13 protein-coding genes are annotated in these 17,845 nt (G+C 73.1%); 4 read left to right on the top strand and 9 right to left on the bottom strand.

The features are described 5' to 3' along the window. Positions 1 to 12: 12 nt before the first annotated feature. The 9 genes from murG to rsmH form a co-directional block, all read right to left on the bottom strand. Positions 13 to 1,107, bottom strand: coding sequence for an undecaprenyldiphospho-muramoylpentapeptide beta-N-acetylglucosaminyltransferase (gene murG / locus ACFY1T_RS07390; protein WP_030863673.1), 1,095 nt, complete (start codon positions 1,105 to 1,107; stop codon positions 13 to 15). A 6-nt stretch (positions 1,108 to 1,113) separates the two neighbouring features. Continuing rightward, positions 1,114 to 2,520, bottom strand: coding sequence for a putative lipid II flippase FtsW (gene ftsW / locus ACFY1T_RS07385; RefSeq protein WP_390787344.1), 1,407 nt, complete (start codon positions 2,518 to 2,520; stop codon positions 1,114 to 1,116). 78 nt (positions 2,521 to 2,598) lie between these two features. Further along, the gene (murD, locus tag ACFY1T_RS07380; RefSeq protein ID WP_390787343.1) at positions 2,599 to 4,026 is read right to left on the bottom strand and encodes a UDP-N-acetylmuramoyl-L-alanine--D-glutamate ligase; all 1,428 of its coding nucleotides are present in this window, start codon (positions 4,024 to 4,026) and stop codon (positions 2,599 to 2,601) included. Beyond that, positions 4,008 to 5,078, bottom strand: coding sequence for a phospho-N-acetylmuramoyl-pentapeptide-transferase (gene mraY / locus ACFY1T_RS07375; RefSeq protein ID WP_030863669.1), 1,071 nt, complete (start codon positions 5,076 to 5,078; stop codon positions 4,008 to 4,010). The genes murD and mraY overlap by 19 nt, the downstream gene beginning before the upstream one ends. Further along, positions 5,075 to 6,499 (bottom strand): UDP-N-acetylmuramoyl-tripeptide--D-alanyl-D-alanine ligase, encoded by a 1,425-nt coding sequence (gene murF, locus ACFY1T_RS07370; RefSeq protein WP_390787342.1) that lies wholly within the window; start codon positions 6,497 to 6,499, stop codon positions 5,075 to 5,077. Before murF ends, mraY begins: the two co-directional genes overlap by 4 nt. Beyond that, positions 6,496 to 8,211, bottom strand: coding sequence for a UDP-N-acetylmuramoyl-L-alanyl-D-glutamate--2,6-diaminopimelate ligase (locus ACFY1T_RS07365; protein WP_390787341.1), 1,716 nt, complete (start codon positions 8,209 to 8,211; stop codon positions 6,496 to 6,498). The genes murF and ACFY1T_RS07365 overlap by 4 nt, the downstream gene beginning before the upstream one ends. A gap of 45 nt (positions 8,212 to 8,256) precedes the next feature. After that, positions 8,257 to 10,269, bottom strand: a complete 2,013-nt coding sequence (locus tag ACFY1T_RS07360; protein ID WP_390787340.1) for a peptidoglycan D,D-transpeptidase FtsI family protein — start codon at positions 10,267 to 10,269, stop codon at positions 8,257 to 8,259. Between the two features lie 144 nt (positions 10,270 to 10,413). Further along, the gene (locus ACFY1T_RS07355) at positions 10,414 to 11,061 is read right to left on the bottom strand and encodes a hypothetical protein (protein ID WP_390787339.1); all 648 of its coding nucleotides are present in this window, start codon (positions 11,059 to 11,061) and stop codon (positions 10,414 to 10,416) included. Further along, positions 11,058 to 11,987 (bottom strand): 16S rRNA (cytosine(1402)-N(4))-methyltransferase RsmH, encoded by a 930-nt coding sequence (gene rsmH, locus ACFY1T_RS07350; protein WP_030863662.1) that lies wholly within the window; start codon positions 11,985 to 11,987, stop codon positions 11,058 to 11,060. Before rsmH ends, ACFY1T_RS07355 begins: the two co-directional genes overlap by 4 nt. A 341-nt stretch (positions 11,988 to 12,328) precedes the next feature. On the opposite strand from rsmH, the gene ACFY1T_RS07345 reads away from it, so the two are divergent. The 4 genes from ACFY1T_RS07345 to ACFY1T_RS07330 all read left to right on the top strand — a co-directional run bounded on the left by ACFY1T_RS07345 (position 12,329) and on the right by ACFY1T_RS07330 (position 17,834). Beyond that, positions 12,329 to 12,880 (top strand): carbonic anhydrase, encoded by a 552-nt coding sequence (locus ACFY1T_RS07345; protein WP_030863660.1) that lies wholly within the window; start codon positions 12,329 to 12,331, stop codon positions 12,878 to 12,880. A 135-nt stretch (positions 12,881 to 13,015) separates the two neighbouring features. Then, entirely contained in the window at positions 13,016 to 14,026 is a 1,011-nt protein-coding gene (locus ACFY1T_RS07340) for an AAA family ATPase (RefSeq protein ID WP_390787338.1), read from the top strand. Continuing rightward, the gene (locus tag ACFY1T_RS07335; protein WP_390787337.1) at positions 14,026 to 15,387 is read left to right on the top strand and encodes a DUF58 domain-containing protein; all 1,362 of its coding nucleotides are present in this window, start codon (positions 14,026 to 14,028) and stop codon (positions 15,385 to 15,387) included. The genes ACFY1T_RS07340 and ACFY1T_RS07335 overlap by 1 nt, the downstream gene beginning before the upstream one ends. Beyond that, complete coding sequence (locus tag ACFY1T_RS07330) at positions 15,384 to 17,834, top strand: transglutaminaseTgpA domain-containing protein (protein ID WP_390787336.1); 2,451 nt, start codon at positions 15,384 to 15,386, stop codon at positions 17,832 to 17,834. Before ACFY1T_RS07335 ends, ACFY1T_RS07330 begins: the two co-directional genes overlap by 4 nt. Positions 17,835 to 17,845 lie beyond the last annotated feature (11 nt).

Genomic DNA, 17,845 nt, shown 5'->3' with positions numbered 1-17,845 from the left:
GTGCCTCCTGCGCTAGCGGTTCCTGTGTGCGGCGATCGCCTCGTACACCATCGCCACGAGCAGGTCGTCGGCGTCGCGGCGGCCGAACTCGGCGGCGGCGCGGGACATCTCGTACAGGCGGTGCGGGTCGGCGAGGACCGGGAGGACCTGGCTGAGCACCCACTCGGGCGTCAGCTCCGCGTCGTCGACGAGCAGGCCGCCGCCGGCCTTGACCACCGGCTGGGCGTTGAGCCGCTGTTCGCCGTTGCCGATCGGCAGCGGGACGTACGCGGCCGGCAGCCCGACGGCGGAGAGTTCGGCGACGGTCATCGCGCCCGCGCGGCACAGCATCATGTCGGCGGCGGCGTACGCGAGGTCCATCCGGTCCACGTACGGTACCGGCACATACGGCGGCATCCCGGGCATGTTGTCGACACGCGGCAGTTCGTTCTTCGGGCCGACCGCGTGCAGGATCTGGATCCCGGAGCGCTGGAGGGTCGGAGCGACCTGCTGGATGGTCTCGTTGAGGCGGCGGGCGCCCTGCGAGCCGCCGGAGACCAGCAGGGTCGGCAGGTTGGGGTCCAGGCCGAAGGCGGCGCGCGCCTCCGGGCGGACCGCGGCCCGGTCCAGGGTGGAGATGCTGCGGCGCAGCGGGATGCCCACGTAGCGGGCACCGCGCAGCTTGCTGTCGGGGGTGGAGACCGCGACGGCGTGCGCGTAGCGGGAGCCGATCTTGTTGGCCAGTCCCGGCCGGGCGTTCGCCTCGTGGACGATGATCGGCACCCCGAGCCGCTTGGCGGCGAGGTAGCCGGGCAGCGCCACGTAGCCGCCGAAGCCGACGACGCAGTCGGCCTTGGTGCGCTCCAGGATCTCCTCTGCGGCCTTGATCGTCCCGCGCAGCCGTCCGGGGACGGTGATGAGCTCGGGGGTGGGCTTGCGGGGCAGCGGGACGGCCGGGATCAGTCCCAGCTCATAGCCGCGCTCGGGCACGAGGCGGGTTTCGAGCCCGCGCTCCGTGCCGAGGGCGGTGATGCCCACGGAAGGGTCCTGCCTGCGCAGGGCGTCCGCGAGGGCGAGCGCCGGCTCGATGTGGCCGGCGGTCCCCCCACCGGCGAGTACGACATGCACCGAAATTCACCGCTCTCCGGACGGACGCCTCTTGACGCTCCGTCTCATCGACTTCCATCTCTGCCCGCTCCGCTTCCAGCCCGTCCTGGGCCGGCGCATCGCGAGCGCCGCGCGCGCCGCCGGCTCCTCCCGCGCGAAGGCGATGAGCAGTCCGACCGCGAACATGGTCGGCAGCAGCGCGGACCCTCCGTACGAGAACAGCGGGAGCGGGACTCCGGCGATCGGCAGCAGACCGAGCACCGCACCGATGTTGATCACGGCCTGCGCCGTGATCCAGGTGGTCACGCCTCCCGCGGCATACCGTACGAAGGAGTCCTCCGTGCGTCCGGCCACGCGGATACCCGCATAGCCTAGAGCCGCGAACAGGGCGAGTACCGACAGCGTCCCCGCCAGACCCAGTTCCTCCCCGGTGATGGCGAAGATGAAGTCGGTGTGGGCTTCGGGCAGTTGTCCCCATTTTTCCACACTGGCACCCAACCCGGAACCGAACCATCCGCCCGATGCGAGGGCGTAGATCCCGTGCACCGCCTGCCAGCACAGATCGCCCCGGCCGGGATCCGTCGCGCCGAGGCAGGCGAGCCGGTCCATCCGGTGCGGACTGGTCTTGATCAGCAGTGCGACGATCACACCCGCGAAGGCGAGCACCGCCACGAACATCCGCGTCGGGGCTCCCGCCAGCCACAGCAGGCCGAACAGGATGGCCCCGAGGATCATCGCGGTGCCCATGTCCCCGCCCAGCATGATCAGCCCGAGCAGCAGGAAGGCCACCGGGACCAGCGGCACCAGCAGGTGCTTCCACTGGCTCAGCAGCTCCTTCTCGCCCTTGCGGGCCAGCAGGTCGGCGCCCCAGAGGATCAGTGCAAGCTTGCCGAACTCACTGGGCTGGAGCATGAACGGACCGCCAAGGGAGATCCAATTCTGGTTGCCGTTGATCGACACCCCTATCCCGGGGACCTGGACCAGGACCATCAGGAACAGGGTGCCCGCGAGCACGGGGTACGACAGGGCCCGGTGCAGTTTGACGGGCATCCGGGAGGCGACCAGCAGCAGCCCGGCGCCGATCAGGGCGGCCAGGAACTGCTTCTTGAAGAAGTACGCGTCGCCCAGCCCCAGCTGGAGGGCTTTGATCATCGAGGCCGAGTAGACCATCACCAGCCCGAGCACGGTGATGAGCAGCGAGCTGCCGAAAATCAGGTAATAGGCGGTGAGGGGCCGGTCCCAGGCCTTGCGCAACTGCCTCTGCGTACGCCGCAGCCGCTCCAGCGGCCCGCGCCCGCCGGGGGGCCGTACGCTCCCCGCCGGACGCCTGCGGCCCTGCGCCTTGACCGTCCTGGCGGACTTGGCGCCGCTCACGGACTTGGCGGCCTTCACTGCGGACGGCCGCCGCCCCGGCAGCACTTGCTTGGCCGGCATGTGTGACCTTCCCCTCCACTCGTGCGAGGCGAGCAGCCGGTCGGGGAGGACTCGCCGACCTGGAACGGGCGGCCGGACCTACGCGCCCCCGGCCGCCAGCTCCCGCACCGCGTCCGCGAATGCGTCCCCGCGCTTGTTGTAGTTCGCGAACATGTCCATCGAGGCACAGGCCGGGGCCAGCAGAACCGTGTCGCCGGGCTCTGCGAGCCGGGCCGCTTCCCGGACCGCTGCGAGCATCGCCCCAGTGTCGGTCCGGTCGAGGTCGACGACCGGGACCTCGGGGGCGTGTCGCGCCAGCGCCTCGGCGATGAGCGCCCGGTCGGCGCCGATCAGCACCACGGCGCGCAGCTGCCGCCGCGAGTTCTGGACGAGTTCGTCGAAGGTCGCGCCCTTGGCGAGGCCGCCGGCGATCCACACGACGGGCTCGAAGGCCGCCAGGGAGGCCTCGGCGGCGTGCGTGTTGGTGGCCTTGGAGTCGTCGATGTACGTGACCCCCGCGACCTCGTCCACGTACGCGACGCGGTGCGCGTCGGGGCGGAAGTCGCGCAGCCCGTCGCGGACCGCGCGCGGCGCGACGCCGAAGGCGCGGGCCAGGGCCGCCGCGGCGAGCGCGTTGGCGATGTTGTGCGGGGCCGGCGGGTTGACGTCCTTGACCTCGGCGAGCTCCTGGGCGTTCTTCTGCCGGTTCTCGACGAAGGCGCGGTCGACGAGGATGCCGTCGACGACGCCGAGCATGGAGGGGCCGGGGGCGCCCAGGGTGAAGCCGATCGCCCGGCAGCCCTCCTCGACGTCGGCCTCCACGACCAGGGCCTCGGTGGCCGGGTCGGCGACGTTGTAGACGCAGGCGACCGTGTTGCCCTCGTAGATGCGGCCCTTGTCGGCGGCGTACGCCTCCATCGAGCCGTGCCAGTCGAGGTGGTCCGGGGCCAGGTTGAGCACGGCCGCCGAGTGGGCGCGCAGCGAGGGCGCCCAGTGCAGCTGGTAGCTGGAGAGCTCGACGGCGAGTACGTCGTACTTCTCCTCGCCGAGCACCACGTCGATGATCGGGGTGCCGATGTTGCCGACGGCCGCGGTCTTCAGGCCCCCGGCCTTCAGGATCGACGCGAGCATCTGGGTGGTGGTGGTCTTGCCGTTGGTGCCGGTGATCGCCAGCCACGGCGCGGCGTCGGGGCCGCGCAGCTGCCAGGCGATCTCGACGTCGCCCACGACCTCGACGCCGGCCGCCGCGGCGGCCGCGAAGAGCGGGCTGTCCGGCTTCCAGCCGGGCGAGGTGACCACCAGGTCGGTGCCCTCGGGCAGCGTGTCGGCGTCCGCGAGCCGTACGGGGATGCCCAGCTCGCCGAGTTCGGCGGCCCGGCTCCGGTGGCCCTCGGTGTCGCCGCCGTCGACCACGGTCACCGATGCGCCGAGGCCGGCCAGGGCGCGGGCGGCACTGATGCCGCTCACGCCGAGACCGGCGACGGTGATGTTCTTGCCCTGCCAGGACGTCACTTGTCCGCTGCCCATCCCGCGTAGAAGAGTCCGAGACCCACGATCACGCACATGCCCTGGATGATCCAGAACCGGACCACCACCAGGACCTCGGACCACCCCTTCAGTTCGAAGTGGTGCTGCAGCGGGGCCATCCGGAAGACGCGCTTCCCGGTCAGCTTGAAGGAGCCGACCTGGATGACGACCGACATGGTGATGAGGACGAAGAGACCGCCGAGGAGGGCGATCAGGAACTCCGTGCGGGAGCAGATCGCGAGACCGGCGAGGGCGCCGCCGAGGGCCAGCGAGCCGGTGTCACCCATGAAGATCTTGGCGGGCGAGGTGTTCCACCACAGGAAGCCGAAGCAGGCGCCCATCAGCGCGGAGGCGACGATGGCGAGGTCCAGCGGGTCTCGCACCTCGAAGCAGGCGTTGGGGTTCGTCAGGGTCTGCGCGTTGGCGCACGACTCCTGGAACTGCCAGACGCCGATGAACGTGTACGCGCCGAAGACCATCACCGCGGCGCCGGTGGCCAGGCCGTCCAGACCGTCCGTCAGGTTCACGCCGTTGGACATCGCCAGGATCATGAACAGCGCCCAGACGACGAACAGCACCGGGCCGATCGACCAGCCGAAGTCCGTGACGAAGGACAGCTTGGTGGAGGCCGGGGCGTTGCCGCGGCCGTCCTTGAACTGCAGCGCGAGCACGGCGAAGGCGATGCCGACGATCAGCTGGCCCGCCATCTTGGCCTTGGCCCGCAGGCCGAGCGAGCGACGCTTGACGATCTTGATGTAGTCGTCGAGGTAGCCCACGAGGCCCATGCCGGACATCAGGAACAGCACCAGCACGCCGGAGAAGGTGGCCGGGCTGCCCGTGATCACCTTCGTCAGGGCGTACGCGATGATCGTCGCCAGGATGAAGGAGATGCCGCCCATGGTGGGCGTGCCCTTCTTCCCGGCGTGGCCGCGCGGGCCGTCGTCGCGGATGAACTGGCCGTAGCCCTTGCGGGCCAGCAGCTTGATCAGCAGCGGGGTGCCGACCACGGTCAGGAACATGCCGATGACACCGGCGAAGAGGATCTGCCTCATCGGTCGGCGACCTCGCCCTCGGCGGACAGCAGAGCCAGAGCGACCCGCTCCAGGCCGATCGACCTGGAAGCCTTCACCAGCACGACGTCACCCGGGCGCAGTTCACTGCGCAACAGGTCGATCGCCGCCTGCGCGTCGGACACGACCACCGACTCCTCACCCCACGAACCCTCGTTATATGCGCCCAGTTGCAGCCAGGACGCTTCCCTGCCCCCGACTGCGACGAGCTTGCTCACGTTGAGCCGGACGGCAAGCCGTCCCACCGCGTCGTGCTCGGCCAACGATGCGTCCCCGAGCTCGGCCATCGGACCGAGCACCGCCCACGTACGTCCCCCGCCGGCCCTGGCCGTGCCGCCCATCGCGGCTAGCGCGCGCAGGGCGGCCCGCATGGACTCGGGATTCGCGTTGTAGGCGTCGTTGACGATCGTCACGCCGTCCGCCCGCTCGGTGACCTCCATCCGCCACCGGGACAAGGTGCCCGCCCCGGAGAGCGCGGTGGCGATCTCCTCGGTGGACATGCCCAGTACATGGGCGACGGCGGCCGCGGCGAGCGCGTTCGACACGTGGTGCTCACCGTACAGGCGCAAGGTCACTTCGCCGCACCCGGTGGGTGTGTGGAGTGTGAAGGAGGGCTGTCCTGCCGGTGTCATACGGACTTCCGTGGCCCGTACGTCGGCGTCGTCGGCCTCGCCGAACAGCACCGTACGGGCCTTCGTCCGGGCGGACATCGCGCGCACCAGCGGATCGTCGGCGTTGAGGACGGCGACTCCGCCTTCGGCCTCGGACGGCAGGGCTTCGACGAGTTCGCCCTTGGCCTGGGCGATCTGCTCGCGGCCGCCGAACTCGCCGATGTGGGCGGTCCCGACGTTGAGGACGAGTCCGATGCGCGGCGGGGTCAGGCCGGTGAGGTACGCGATGTGCCCGATGCCGCGGGCACCCATCTCCAGCACCAGGTGCCGGGTTTCCTCCGTCGCGCGCAGCGCGGTGAGCGGCAGGCCGATCTCGTTGTTGAGGGAGCCCGGGGTCCACACGGTCGGTGCGTGGGCCTGGAGTACCTGGGCGATGAGGTCCTTGGTGGAGGTCTTGCCGGCGGAGCCGGTCAGGGCCACCACGTCGGTGCCGAGGCGCTCGACGACGGCCCGGGCGAGGGCGCCCAGGGCCTTCTCGACGTCGGCGACGACGATCGCGGGTACGCCGACGGGCCGGGCGGCGAGGACGGCCGCGGCTCCGGAGGCGACCGCGCGCTCGGCGTAGTCGTGGCCGTCGACGTGCTCGCCGGCGAACGCGGCGAACAGGCTGCCGGCCTCCACCTGTCGGGAGTCGATGACCACGGGCCCGGTGATCCGCACGGACGGATCCGGTATGTCGTGGGGCCGCCCGCCGGTGATGTCGGCGATCTCGGCGAGGGAAAGGGCGATCACTGGTTCACCTCGGCCTGTCGGACGTTGCTGCCTTGCTGGCGTTCGATCGCGGCGCGGAGCACCGCGCGGTCGTCGAAGGGCCGTACGACGCCCGCGGTTTCCTGGCCCTGCTCGTGGCCCTTGCCGGCCACCAGCACGGTGTCGCCGGGTTCGGCGCGGGCGACGGCCGCGGCGATCGCCGCGGCCCGGTCGGCGTCGACGAGGACCGTGCCGCGCTCTTCGGCGGGTACGGAGACGGCGCCCCCGAACATCGCGGCGAGGATCGCGAGGGGGTCCTCGGAGCGCGGGTTGTCGGAGGTCAGCACGGCGGTGTCGGCGAACCGGGCGGCGGCGGCGCCCATCGGGGCGCGCTTGGTGGTGTCGCGGTCGCCGCCGCAGCCGAGCACGATGTGCAGCTTGCCGGTGGTGACCTCGCGCAGCGCGCGGAGCACCGATTCGACGGCGTCCGTCTTGTGCGCGTAGTCGACGACGGCGAGGTACGGCTGGCCCGCGTCCACCCGCTCCAGCCGGCCGGGAACCCCGGGGACCGCGGCGACGCCGTCGGCGGCGGTCTGCGGGTCGAGGCCGGCGGCGGCGAGCGTGGCGATCGCGGCGACGGTGTTGGCGACGTTGAAGGGGCCGGGCAGCGGGGCCGTGGCCCGTACGCGCTGCCCCTCCGGGCCGACCACGGTCAGCGTGGAGTCCATGTGCCCGAACACGACGTCCTCGGCGCGCCAGTCGGCGGCCGCGTCGCCCTCGGCGGAGAAGGTGACCACCGGGATCGAGGCCTCCTTGGCGAGGCGGCGGCCGTACTCGTCGTCGATGTTGACCACCCCGAGGCGGGCGCGGCGCTCGGTGAAGAGCTGCGCCTTGGCCTGGAAGTAGTCCTCCATGTCCGAGTGGAACTCCATGTGCTCCGGGCTCAGGTTGTTGAAGACGGCGACGTCGAAGACGCATCCGTCGACCCGGCCGAGCACCAGGGCGTGGCTGGAGACCTCCATGGCGACGGCCTCGACCCCGCGTTCGCGCATGACCGCGAACAGGGCCTGGAGGTCGGTGGCCTCGGGGGTGGTGCGCTCCGACTTGATGCGCTCGTCGCCGATGCGCATCTCGACGGTGCCGACCAGCCCGGTGGAGCGGCCGGCTCCGCGCAGACCGCCCTCGACGAGGTACGCCGTGGTGGTCTTGCCGGAGGTGCCGGTGATGCCGATCTGGAGCAGGCCCTCGCCGGGACGGCCGTAGATCGTGGCGGCGAGCTCGCCCATCCGGCCGCGCGGGTCGGCGACGGCCAGGACCGGCAGGCCGGTACCGGCGGCGCGTTCGGCGCCCGCCGGGTCCGTCAGCACGGCCGCGGCGCCGAGGGCGGCCGCCTGGGCGGCGAAGTCGGCGCCGTGCAGCTTGGCGCCGGGCAGGGCCGCGTACAGGTCGCCGGGGCGCACGGCACGGGAGTCGTGCGTGATCCCGGTGATCTGCGGGGGCCGCGCACCGACGGCCGCGCCGGGGGCTTCGATGCCCAGCAGGTCGGCCAGCTCGCCCAGGGGTGTCGGGCGGGCGGCCTGCGGCCGGGGCGCTCCCGGCGGCGTTGCCGGGGCGTCTTTCTGGGCGGTTCTGGGCTGATCAGCGTGGGGCACGGCGGTGAGCGTACCGGGCGTGGCGGGCCGCTCGCGAAGTGAGGGCCCGGCCGCGTGGTCGGCGGCCGACGGGTTCCCGGGTTTCGGGGTGATCGTTGTCACTGATGGTGCCTCACGGATTTCTGGCGGGCCGGCCGGCCCGCCGGGTCACTGGCCGGGCTGCCGGCTGGGCTGTGCGGAGGGCGCTGCGGAGGGCTGGGGGGCGGGCGGGGGTCCGGCGTCGAAGGTGACCGGGAGCCCGGCGGGGGCGGTCCCGGTCGGGGCGACCTGGAGGGTCTTGAGGGCGAACTCCATGACCTTCTTGTAGATCGGGCCGCAGATCTGACCGCCGAAGTAGCTGCCCTTGGTGGGGTTCTGGATGGCGCAGTAGACGGTGATGCGCGGGTTGTCGGCGGGGGCGAATCCGGCGAAGGAGGCGGTGTAGCCCTTGTAGCGGCCGGTGGCCGGATCCACCCGGTTGGACGTGCCGGTCTTGCCTCCGACCCGGTAGCCGGGGATCCGGGCCTTGGTGCCGGTCCCCTCCTGGTCGTCGACGACCGACTCCAGCATCTGGGACAGGGTCTTGGCGGTCTCCGGGCTGATCACGCGGGTCTGCTCGGGCGCCGGGGCCGGGGTGAAGCGGCCGTCGGGGCCCTTGGTGCCGCGGACCAGCGTGGGTGCGATCCGTACGCCGCCGTTGGCGATGGTCGAGTACACGGAGGCCGCCTGCATGGCGTTGAGGGACAGGCCCTGGCCGAAAGGGATCGTGTACTGCTGGGAGGTGGACCAGGCCTCGGGCCGGGCGAGGATGCCGCGGGACTCGCCCGGGTAGTTCAGGCCGGTGGGCTGCCCGATGCCGAACTTGTTCAGGTAGGAGTACAGGACCCGGTTGGCCTCGGGCTGGGTGGCGCCGAGCTGGCCGGTGGCCAGGATGGTGCCGATGTTCGAGGACTTGGCGAGGACCCCGTTGAGGGTCAGGTACCAGGTCGGGTGGTCGATGTCGTCCTTGAACAGCCGGTCGCCGCGGTGCAGCCGGTTGGGGACCTCGACGTGGGTTTCGGGGGTGGCCTTCTTCTCCTCCAGCACGGCGGCCATCGACATCACCTTGGCGGTGGAGCCGGGCTCGTACACGTCCTGGAGCGCCGCGTTGCCCATGGCGGCGGAGCTGGCCTTCGACAGGTCGTTGGGGTCGAAGCCGGGGGCGTTGGCCATGGCCAGCACCTCGCCGGTGCGGGTGTCCTGGACGACGACGTAGCCGCGGTCGGCCTCGGACTTGGCGACCTGCTCGCTGATGGCGCTCTGCGCGGCCCACTGGATGTCGCGGTCGATGGTCAGCTCGATGTCCTCGCCGGGGACGGCGGGCTTCTCGCTGGACCCGGCGGTGGGCACGCGGCGGCCGCCGGACTGGGCGTAGGTGATCGCGCCGTCCTTGCCGGCCAGCTTCTTGTCGAGGGAGGACTCGAGGCCGCCGGCGCCCTTGCCCTCGGCGTTGACGTAGCCCAGTATCCCGGCGGCCAGGTCCCCGTTGGGGTACACGCGCTTGCTGCTGTCCTCGTTGAACACGCCGGCGAGGACGTTGGCGCCCGGGCCGTTGTTCTTCTTGTCGGCGGCCGCCTTGTCGGCGAAGACCCGCTTGAGGTCCTTGATCTGGTTCCAGACCTGGGGGGTCTGGCGGCGGGCCAGGACGACGTAGCGGGTGTTCTTGGTCTTGAGTCGGGCGGCGAGCTCCTTGGCGTCCTTGCCGAGGATCGGCGCGAGGAGGGCTGCGGCCTGCTCGGGTGCGTCCGGGGCCTTGCTGTCCTGCGGGGTGAACATCTTCGGGTCGGCGGTGATGTCGTACGCGTCGACGCTGGTCGCGAGCGCGACGCCCTTGCGGTCGGTGATCTCGCCGCGCTCGGCGGCGAGGGTGTAGCTGGCGAAGCGGTTCTCGGAGGCCTTGGCGGAGTAGGCGGAGGCGTCGACGGCCTGCACCTGGAGCAGCCGCACGACGAAGGCCAGCATGACGAGGGTCAGCCCGACGCTGACGAGCCGCAGCCGCGGCTTGGGACTCCCGAGCCGGATGGTGTGCGGCTGCCTCGCGGGGCCGGGCCGCCGGGTCGCGGGCCGTGAGCCGGCCCGCGGCCGTCCCGGCCCGGACCTGGAGCCGGGCCCGGGCACCCGCCGCCCGCCGGGGGCGCTCACGCGGCCACCGCCGCGGCCGGGCGGGAGGGGGAGGAGACGGCGCCGGACCGCGGCGGCCCGGCGGGGGCGGAAGGACCGGTGCGGGGGGAGGGTCCCGCGGGGGATGCCCCCGGCGGGAGCTGGGGGAGGGTCCGCGTCACGACGTCACCTTCCGGAGGTCGGGTTGGACTGGGGGGCACCGCCCGGCGCGGGCTGCCCGGCCTGCGGGGTGCCCGCCGGGGCGGAGCCCGGGGCGCCGGGCTGGGCGGAGGCCGGGGCGCCGGCGGGGGCCGGAGCGCCGCCCTGGGCCGAGCCGGGGCCCCCTGCGGGGGCGGAGCCCGGAGCGCCTGCCGGAGCGCCGCCCTGGGCGGGGCCGGGGGTGCCCGCCTGTGCGCCGGCGGGGGCCGGAGCGCCGGCCGCCGCGGCCGGGGTCGGCGGCGGCGGAGGGGGCTCCGCGGGGGCCGCCGTGCCCGTCACCTTGCCGTCCGGGCCGATGAAGACCGGGCTCCCGCCCGGGACCAGGCCGAGCTCGTGCGCCCGTCGCTGCAGGGCGTCGGGCGCCGAGTACCCGTCCACGTCCCGCTGCAGCGCCTGCTCCTCGTCCGTGAGCGCGGTGGTCTCCTTCTTCAGCTTGCTCAGCTGGAAGGACCCCTGGTTGAGCGCCGAGTTCAGGAGCAGCAGGCTGATCAGCCCACCGGCCAGCAGCGCGACCACCAGCAGGACGAACGGCATCCGCGCCGCCTGCCCCGGGGAGCCGCCCGATCCGCCGCCCGAAGGGCCTCGCAGCCGCCCCAGTCCCCCGGCTCTGCTCACAGCCGCGCCTCCCGGATGCGCTCGACCCCGCGGAAGCGGGCCGGGGCGGCCCGCCGGTTCTCGGCGATCTCCTCCTCCGTGGGCAGCTCCGCGCCCCGGGTGAGCAGTTTCAGCTTGGGCTGGTACTTCTCCGGCACCACCGGCAGCCCCGGCGGGGCCGTCGACGCCGCGCCGGCCGCGAAGACCTGCTTGACCAGCCGGTCCTCCAGCGAGTGGTACGAGAGCACCGCGATCCGGCCGCCCACCGCGATCCGCTCCACGGCCGCGGGGATCGCCCGCTCCAGGACGGACAGTTCGCCGTTGACCTCGATGCGCAGCGCCTGGAAGGTCCGCTTCGCCGGGTTGCCGCCCGTCCGCTTCGCGGCCTGCGGCAGCGCGTCGCGGATCAGTTCGACCAGCCGCGCGCTGTTCGTGAACGGCTCCTTCTCCCGCTCGCGGACGACCGCCGAGACGATCCGCTTGGCCTGTTTCTCCTCGCCGTACTGGCGCAGGATCCGTACGAGTTCGCCCGGCGGGTAGGTGTTGAGCACCTCGGCGGCGCTCATCCCGGTCGTCTGGTCCATCCGCATGTCCAGCGGCGCGTCCTGCGCGTACGCGAACCCGCGGTCGGCCTCGTCGAGCTGCATGGACGAGACGCCCAGGTCGAAGAGGACGCCCTGGACCGCGGGGATGCCGAGCCGGTCCAGTACGTCGGGCAGCTCGTCGTAGACGGCGTGGACGAGGGTGGCGCGGTCACCGTAGGGCGCGAGCCGCTCGCCGGAGAGCCGCAGGGCCTCCTTGTCGCGGTCGAGGCCGATCAGGTGTGCCTCGGGGAACCGGGTCAGCAAGGCCTCGCTGTGGCCGCCGAGGCCGAGGGTGCAGTCGACGACGACGGCCCCGGGCCTCTCCAGCGCCGGGGCCAACAGGTCCAGGCACCGCTGGAGCATCACCGGGACATGTCGGGACTCGCTAGTCAAAGCGCCCTCTCAGATAACGGCGCGGCAGGCATACGCCGCGCCGCGCACGCGGAGTGTTACCAGGAGGCCGGGCGGCCGGTCAGGGCCGGGCTCCGGCCGGTTCGCGTCACTTTAGTGCAACGGTCGCCGCGGTCAACGAACCGCCCCGCGCGCCGTGCGCGCCTCTCGTACGGAACCCCCGAAAGCCGCGAATCACCCATATGGTCGCCGCCTCCTCACCCCTGTGGGTTAGCTCACAACAAGGTGGGTTGACGTTCTTTGTCCACCCTCACTCCATGCCTTTACCAGCGGTGACCACTACCTTCGTATGCATGACGACTTCCGCATCCCTGCCCGCAGAGACCACCCACCAGGCATCCGGCGGCGGCTCGGTCACGGACCGGCTCGTCGCGGCGAACCGGGAGTACGCCGCGCAATTCACGGACCCGGGCATGGACGCCCGTCCCGTCCTCCACGTGGCCGTCGTGGCCTGCATGGACGCCCGCCTCGACCTGCACAAGGCCCTCGGCCTGGAGCTCGGCGACTGCCACACCATCCGCAACGCGGGCGGCGTGGTCACCGACGACACCATCCGCTCCCTCACCATCAGCCAGCGCGCCCTCGGCACCCGCACGGTGATACTGATCCACCACACCGGCTGCGGCCTCGAAAGCCTGACCGAGGACTTCCGGCACGAGCTCGAGGACGAGGTCGGCCAGCGCCCCGCCTGGGCCGTCGAGGCCTTCCGGGACGTGGACCAGGACGTGCGGCAGTCCATGCAGCGGGTCCGGACGAACCCCTTCCTGCCCCACCGCGACGATGTGCGAGGCTTCGTCTTCGACGTGCACACCGGACTCCTGCGGGAGATCGATCCCGCCTCGTGAGTGACACAAGGCCTGGGCGCCGTCAAGAATGCGGGAAGACGCCGCCCGGAAAACCGTCCGGGCCGGCGTCCGTGTCGGGGTGGGCCGGAGTGCGCCGAGAGCGTCGGCCCTGCGGAAAGGGCCGAGGAGAACCAGGTGACGACGTATGACGACCGAGCGAGCCTCGCGGATCTGACGAGCACGGCGGAGCGGGTGCGCCACTCCGTCGAGAGCGTGATCGAGGGCAAGCCCGAGGTCGTACGCATCGCGCTGACCGTGCTGCTCGCCGAGGGACACCTGCTGATCGAGGACGTCCCCGGCGTCGGCAAGACGATGCTCGCCAAGACGCTGGCGAAGTCCATCGACTGCTCGGTCCAGCGCATCCAGTTCACGCCGGACCTGCTGCCGTCCGACATCACCGGTGTCAGCATCTACGACCAGCAGCGCCGCGAGTTCGAGTTCAAGCCGGGCGCGATCTTCGCCCAGATCGTCATCGGCGACGAGATCAACCGCGCCTCGCCGAAGACCCAGGCCGCGCTGCTGGAGTCGATGGAGGAGCGCCAGGTCACCATCGACGGCACGACGTACACGCTGCCGAGCCCGTTCATGGTGGTCGCCACCCAGAACCCGGTGGAGATGGAGGGCACCTACCCCCTCCCCGAGGCCCAGCGCGACCGCTTCATGGCCCGCGTCTCCGTCGGCTACCCGAGCCCCGACGCCGAGCTCCAGATGCTCGACGTGCACGGCGGGACCTCCCCGCTCGACGACCTCCAGGCCGTCGCGCACGCCCACGACATCGTCAAGCTGATAGAGGCCGTCCGCGAGGTGTACGTCGCCGAGCCCGTCCGGCGCTACGTCGTCGACCTGGTCTCCGCGACCCGCAGCCACCCGGACCTGCGCCTGGGCGCCTCGCCGCGCGCCACCCTCCACCTGCTGCGCGCCGTGAAGGCCTCCGCCGCGCTGTCCGGCCGGGACTACGTGCTGCCCGACGACGTGCAGGCGCTGGCCGCGCCCGTCCTCGCGCACCGGCTGCTGCCCACCGCGCAGGCCCAGCTGAACCGGCGCACCGCCGAACAGGTCGTCCACGACATCCTCCAGCGCACCCCCGTCCCCGCCGCGCACGCCCGCGGCGAGATGCCGCCCGGCGCGGGCATCCGGGGCTTCTGATGAGCGCCGGTGCCCCGCGCGGCGCCGGCGAGGGCCGCGGTGGCGGCGGGCTGCGCGCCTCGCTGGCGGGACTGACCACCCGCGGCCGGTCCTTCCTGGCCGCCGGTGTCGCCGCCGCCCTGTGCGCGTACGTGCTCGGCCAGGGCGAACTGCTCCGGGTCGGGCTGCTGCTCGCCGTCCTCCCGCTGATCTGCGTCCTCGCCCTGCACCGCACCCGCCACCGGGTCTCCGGCAGCCGCCGGCTGACCCCGATGCGGGTGCCCGCGGGCTCCGAGGCCCGGGTCCGGCTGCGCATGGAGAACGTCTCACGGCTGCCCACCGGACTGCTGATGCTCCAGGACCGGGTCCCGTACGTGCTCGGTCCCCGGCCCCGCTTCGTCCTGGACCGCGTCGAGCCCGGCGGGCGCCGCGAGGTCTCCTACCGGGTCCGCTCCGACCTGCGCGGCCGCTATCCCCTGGGCCCGCTCCAGCTGCGGCTGACCGACCCCTTCGGGCTGGTCGAGCTGACCCGCTCGTTCAGCGCGTACGACACCCTCACCGTCATCCCGCGCACCGAGCCCCTGCCCCCGGTCCGGCTGACCGGCGAGACCTCCGGCTACGGCGACGGCAGCCGCCGCTCGCTGGCCCTGGCCGGTGACGACGACGTGATCCCGCGCGGCTACCGGCGCGGCGACGACCTGCGCAGGGTGCACTGGCGCTCCACCGCCCGCTACGGCGAGCTGATGGTGCGCCGCGAGGAGCAGCCGCAGCGCAGCAAGGCCACGGTCCTGCTGGACACCCGCGCAGTCGCCTTCGAGGGCGCCGGACCGGACTCCGCGTTCGAGTGGGCGGTGTCCGGGGCCGCGTCCACCCTGGTGCACCTGCTCGAACAGGGCTTCTCGGCGCGGCTGCTGACGGACTCGGGCACCTCGGTCCCCGGCGACGGCGGCGGCTTCTCCTCCGGCGGGCAGGAGTCCGCGGAGGCCGCCGGGCTGATGATGGACACCCTCGCGGTCGTCGGGCACTCCGACGGCGCCGGCCTGACGCGCGCGTACGAAGCGGTGCGCAGCGGCGGCGGCCACGGCGGGGGCTTCGCCGGAGCCGGCGGTGACGGGCTCCTCATCGCCTTCTTCGGGGACCTGGACGACGTACAGGCGGAAGTGGCGGCCAAGATGCGCGGACGCTGCGGGGCCGCCGTGGCCTTCGTCCTGGATTCCGCGCTGTGGGACGGGCGGCCCTCGCGGGTGGAGGCACGGGTGGGCAGGCTGCGCGACGCGGGCTGGACGGCGCTGGCCGTGCCGCCCGGGGTGGCGTACGGGGAGCTGTGGCGCCGGGCCGGGAACGCTCCGCTCGGCACGGGTACGTCCGGAGGTTGGGGATGAGCGGGCGGGCGCGCGTGACGCTCTTCGCGATGCTGGCGACGCTGCTCACCTCGTGGTCGCTGGCCGCGCTGGTGGACTCGTCGGGCTGGGTGCTGGAGGCGGGGGCCCTGCTGGCCGTGCAGAGCGCGGTGGGGGCCGGGGTCCGGCGGGTGCCGCTGGGGCGCACGCTCACCGTGGCGTCCCAGGTGCTGGTGTCGCTGCTGGTGCTGATGTTCCTGTTCGCGGGCAAGGGCGAATCCACCGGGACCGGGCCGATGGCCTATCTGGTGACGGATTTCGGCGCCCTGTTCCAGCAGGGCGTCCAGGACGTCGGCGAGTTCGCGATCCCGGCTCCGCTGACGGACGGCATCCGGCTGCTGCTGCTGTCCGGGGTGCTGCTGATCGGGCTCCTGGTGGACCTGCTGGCCGTGACGCTGCGGACCGCGGCCGCGGCCGGGCTTCCGCTGCTCGCGCTGTACTCGGTCGCCGCGGGGCTCTCCGGCGGTTCCGGGGCCTCCTGGATCTCCTTCCTGCTGGCCGGCTGCGGCTACCTGTTGCTGCTGCTGGCCGAGGGCCGCGACCGGCTCGCGCAGTGGGGCCGGGTCTTCGGCGCCGCCCCGAGCGCGCGGGCCGCGTCGGGCTCGGGGTACGGCGGGGTCGGCGCGGGCTCCGGCCAGGCACTGGCGCCCGTACGGACCGGGCGGCGGATCGGCGCGGTGGCGCTGGGCATCGCGCTGGCGGTGCCGGCGGCGCTGCCCGCGCTCGGCGGCGGGCTGCTGGGCGCGCAGGGCGGTGGGTCGGGCGACGGCGGCGTCGGGGTCGGCGGGACGATCTCGGCGGTCAACCCGCTGGTCTCCCTGCAGGGCAGCCTGAACGCCCAGGACAACCGGGTGGTGCTGAAGTACCGGACGGACAGCCCGCAGCTCGGCGAGCAGTACCTGCGGATCCTGGCCCTGGACGAGTTCAACGGCGTCAAGTGGGAGGCCTCGGGCCGGGCCCTGACCGACGTGCCGGAGCGGCTGCCGGCCCCGCCGGGGCTGAGCGGTGAGGTCCGGCAGACGGGGGTCGAGGTACGGACGAGCGTCTCCGCGGCGGACACGTACGCGCAGCGCTACCTGCCGATGCCCTACCCGGCGACGTCCGTGGACATCCCGGGCAAGTGGCGGTTCGAGCCGGCCGGCCGGACCCTGGTCGGCGACCAGCTGGGCCGGGACAGGTTCCAGAACGTCCAGGGCGCGATGTACACGGTGCGCAGCCTGCTGCTGCGGCCGACGGCGGAGCAGCTGCAGACGGCGCCCGCGCCGGACCCGCTCATCAAGGCCGAGTACACCAAGGTCCCCGACAATCTGCCGGCGGTGGTCGCCGATACGGCCCGCCAGGTGACGAAGGGCGCGAAGGACGACTACACGCGGGCGGTGAAGCTCCAGGACTACTTCGCCGTGAACGGCGGCTTCCGCTACGACACGAAGGTGGCCTCGGGTACGGGGTCGCAGGCCATCGCCCGGTTCCTCGCCGACAAGGAGGGGTTCTGCATCCACTTCGCCTTCTCGATGGCGGCGATGTCGCGCTCGCTCGGGATCCCGGCGCGGGTGGCGGTGGGGTTCACGCCCGGCGAGAAGCAGTCGGACGGCAGCGTGAACGTGTCGATGCGTGATGCGCACGCGTGGCCGGAGCTGTACTTCGAGGGCGTGGGCTGGACCCGGTTCGAGCCGACGCCGCGCCAGGGCATCACGATCCCGGACTACTCCCGGGCCGAGCTCCCGGCGGCCCAGCCGTCCGCTCCGACGGCGCTGCCCTCGCAGGGCGCGGCGCAGCCGTCGGCCGCGCCGTCGAAGGCCGACGACTGCCCGCCGGAGGCGAAGAAGCTGGGCGAGTGCGGGGCGGCCGCGCCGCAGACGAAGGGCGGTTCCGGCGGCGGCGGGCCCTCGCTGCAGACGGTGCTGACCTGGACGCTGTCGATCGTGGCTCTGCTGGCCCTCCCGCTGCTCCCGCTCCTGTGGCGTACGCGGCTGCGGAAGCGGCGGCTGGCCGCGGGGCAGGTCCTGCGGGCCTGGCAGGAGCTGGCGGACGCGGCCTGGGACGTGGGCATCGCCCCGGACGAGGCCCTGTCCCCGCGCCGGGCGGCGGCGAGGATCGCGGAGCTGGGCCGGCTGACGCCGGACGCGGCGGAGGCGGTGCACCGGGTCGCGGAGGCCGTGGAGCGCTCGCTGTACGCGCCGCCGGGCACGGAGGCGGCGTACGCCGGGCTGGGGACGGACGTCCTGCTGGCCCGCACCGCGCTGCTGGCCCCGCTGACCCGCGGCGGCCGCGTGCGCGCGGTGCTCCTCCCCCGCTCCGCGGCCCGGCTCCGCTGGTCCGCGGCCGCACGGTGGTCGGCCCTGGCGACGGCTTCCGCGGCCCGGCTGGCTCCCGTCTCGGCGCTGCTGGCCCGCACCCGGGCCCGCCTCCCGCTGCGGGGCCGCGGCTGAGGCCGCAGCCC

It is taken from the genome of Streptomyces sp. NPDC001194 (genome assembly GCF_042896985.1).
GTDB lineage: Bacteria > Actinomycetota > Actinomycetes > Streptomycetales > Streptomycetaceae > Streptomyces.
Note: the sequence above shows the minus strand (reverse complement) of the source record. Positions and strands in the feature narration are given on the sequence as shown.

What these genes read in the sequence shown, in the direction of transcription:
- ftsW (WP_390787344.1), bottom strand. Translation starts at nt 2,520, where the DNA reads ATGCCGGCCAAGCAAGTGCTGCCGGGGCGGCGGCCGTCCGCAGTGAAG.
- murD (WP_390787343.1), bottom strand. Translation starts at nt 4,026, where the DNA reads ATGGGCAGCGGACAAGTGACGTCCTGGCAGGGCAAGAACATCACCGTC.
- mraY (WP_030863669.1), bottom strand. Translation starts at nt 5,078, where the DNA reads ATGAGGCAGATCCTCTTCGCCGGTGTCATCGGCATGTTCCTGACCGTG.
- rsmH (WP_030863662.1), bottom strand. Translation starts at nt 11,987, where the DNA reads ATGCTCCAGCGGTGCCTGGACCTGTTGGCCCCGGCGCTGGAGAGGCCC.
- ACFY1T_RS07345 (WP_030863660.1), top strand. Translation starts at nt 12,329, where the DNA reads ATGACGACTTCCGCATCCCTGCCCGCAGAGACCACCCACCAGGCATCC.
- ACFY1T_RS07335 (WP_390787337.1), top strand. Translation starts at nt 14,026, where the DNA reads ATGAGCGCCGGTGCCCCGCGCGGCGCCGGCGAGGGCCGCGGTGGCGGC.
- ACFY1T_RS07330 (WP_390787336.1), top strand. Translation starts at nt 15,384, where the DNA reads ATGAGCGGGCGGGCGCGCGTGACGCTCTTCGCGATGCTGGCGACGCTG.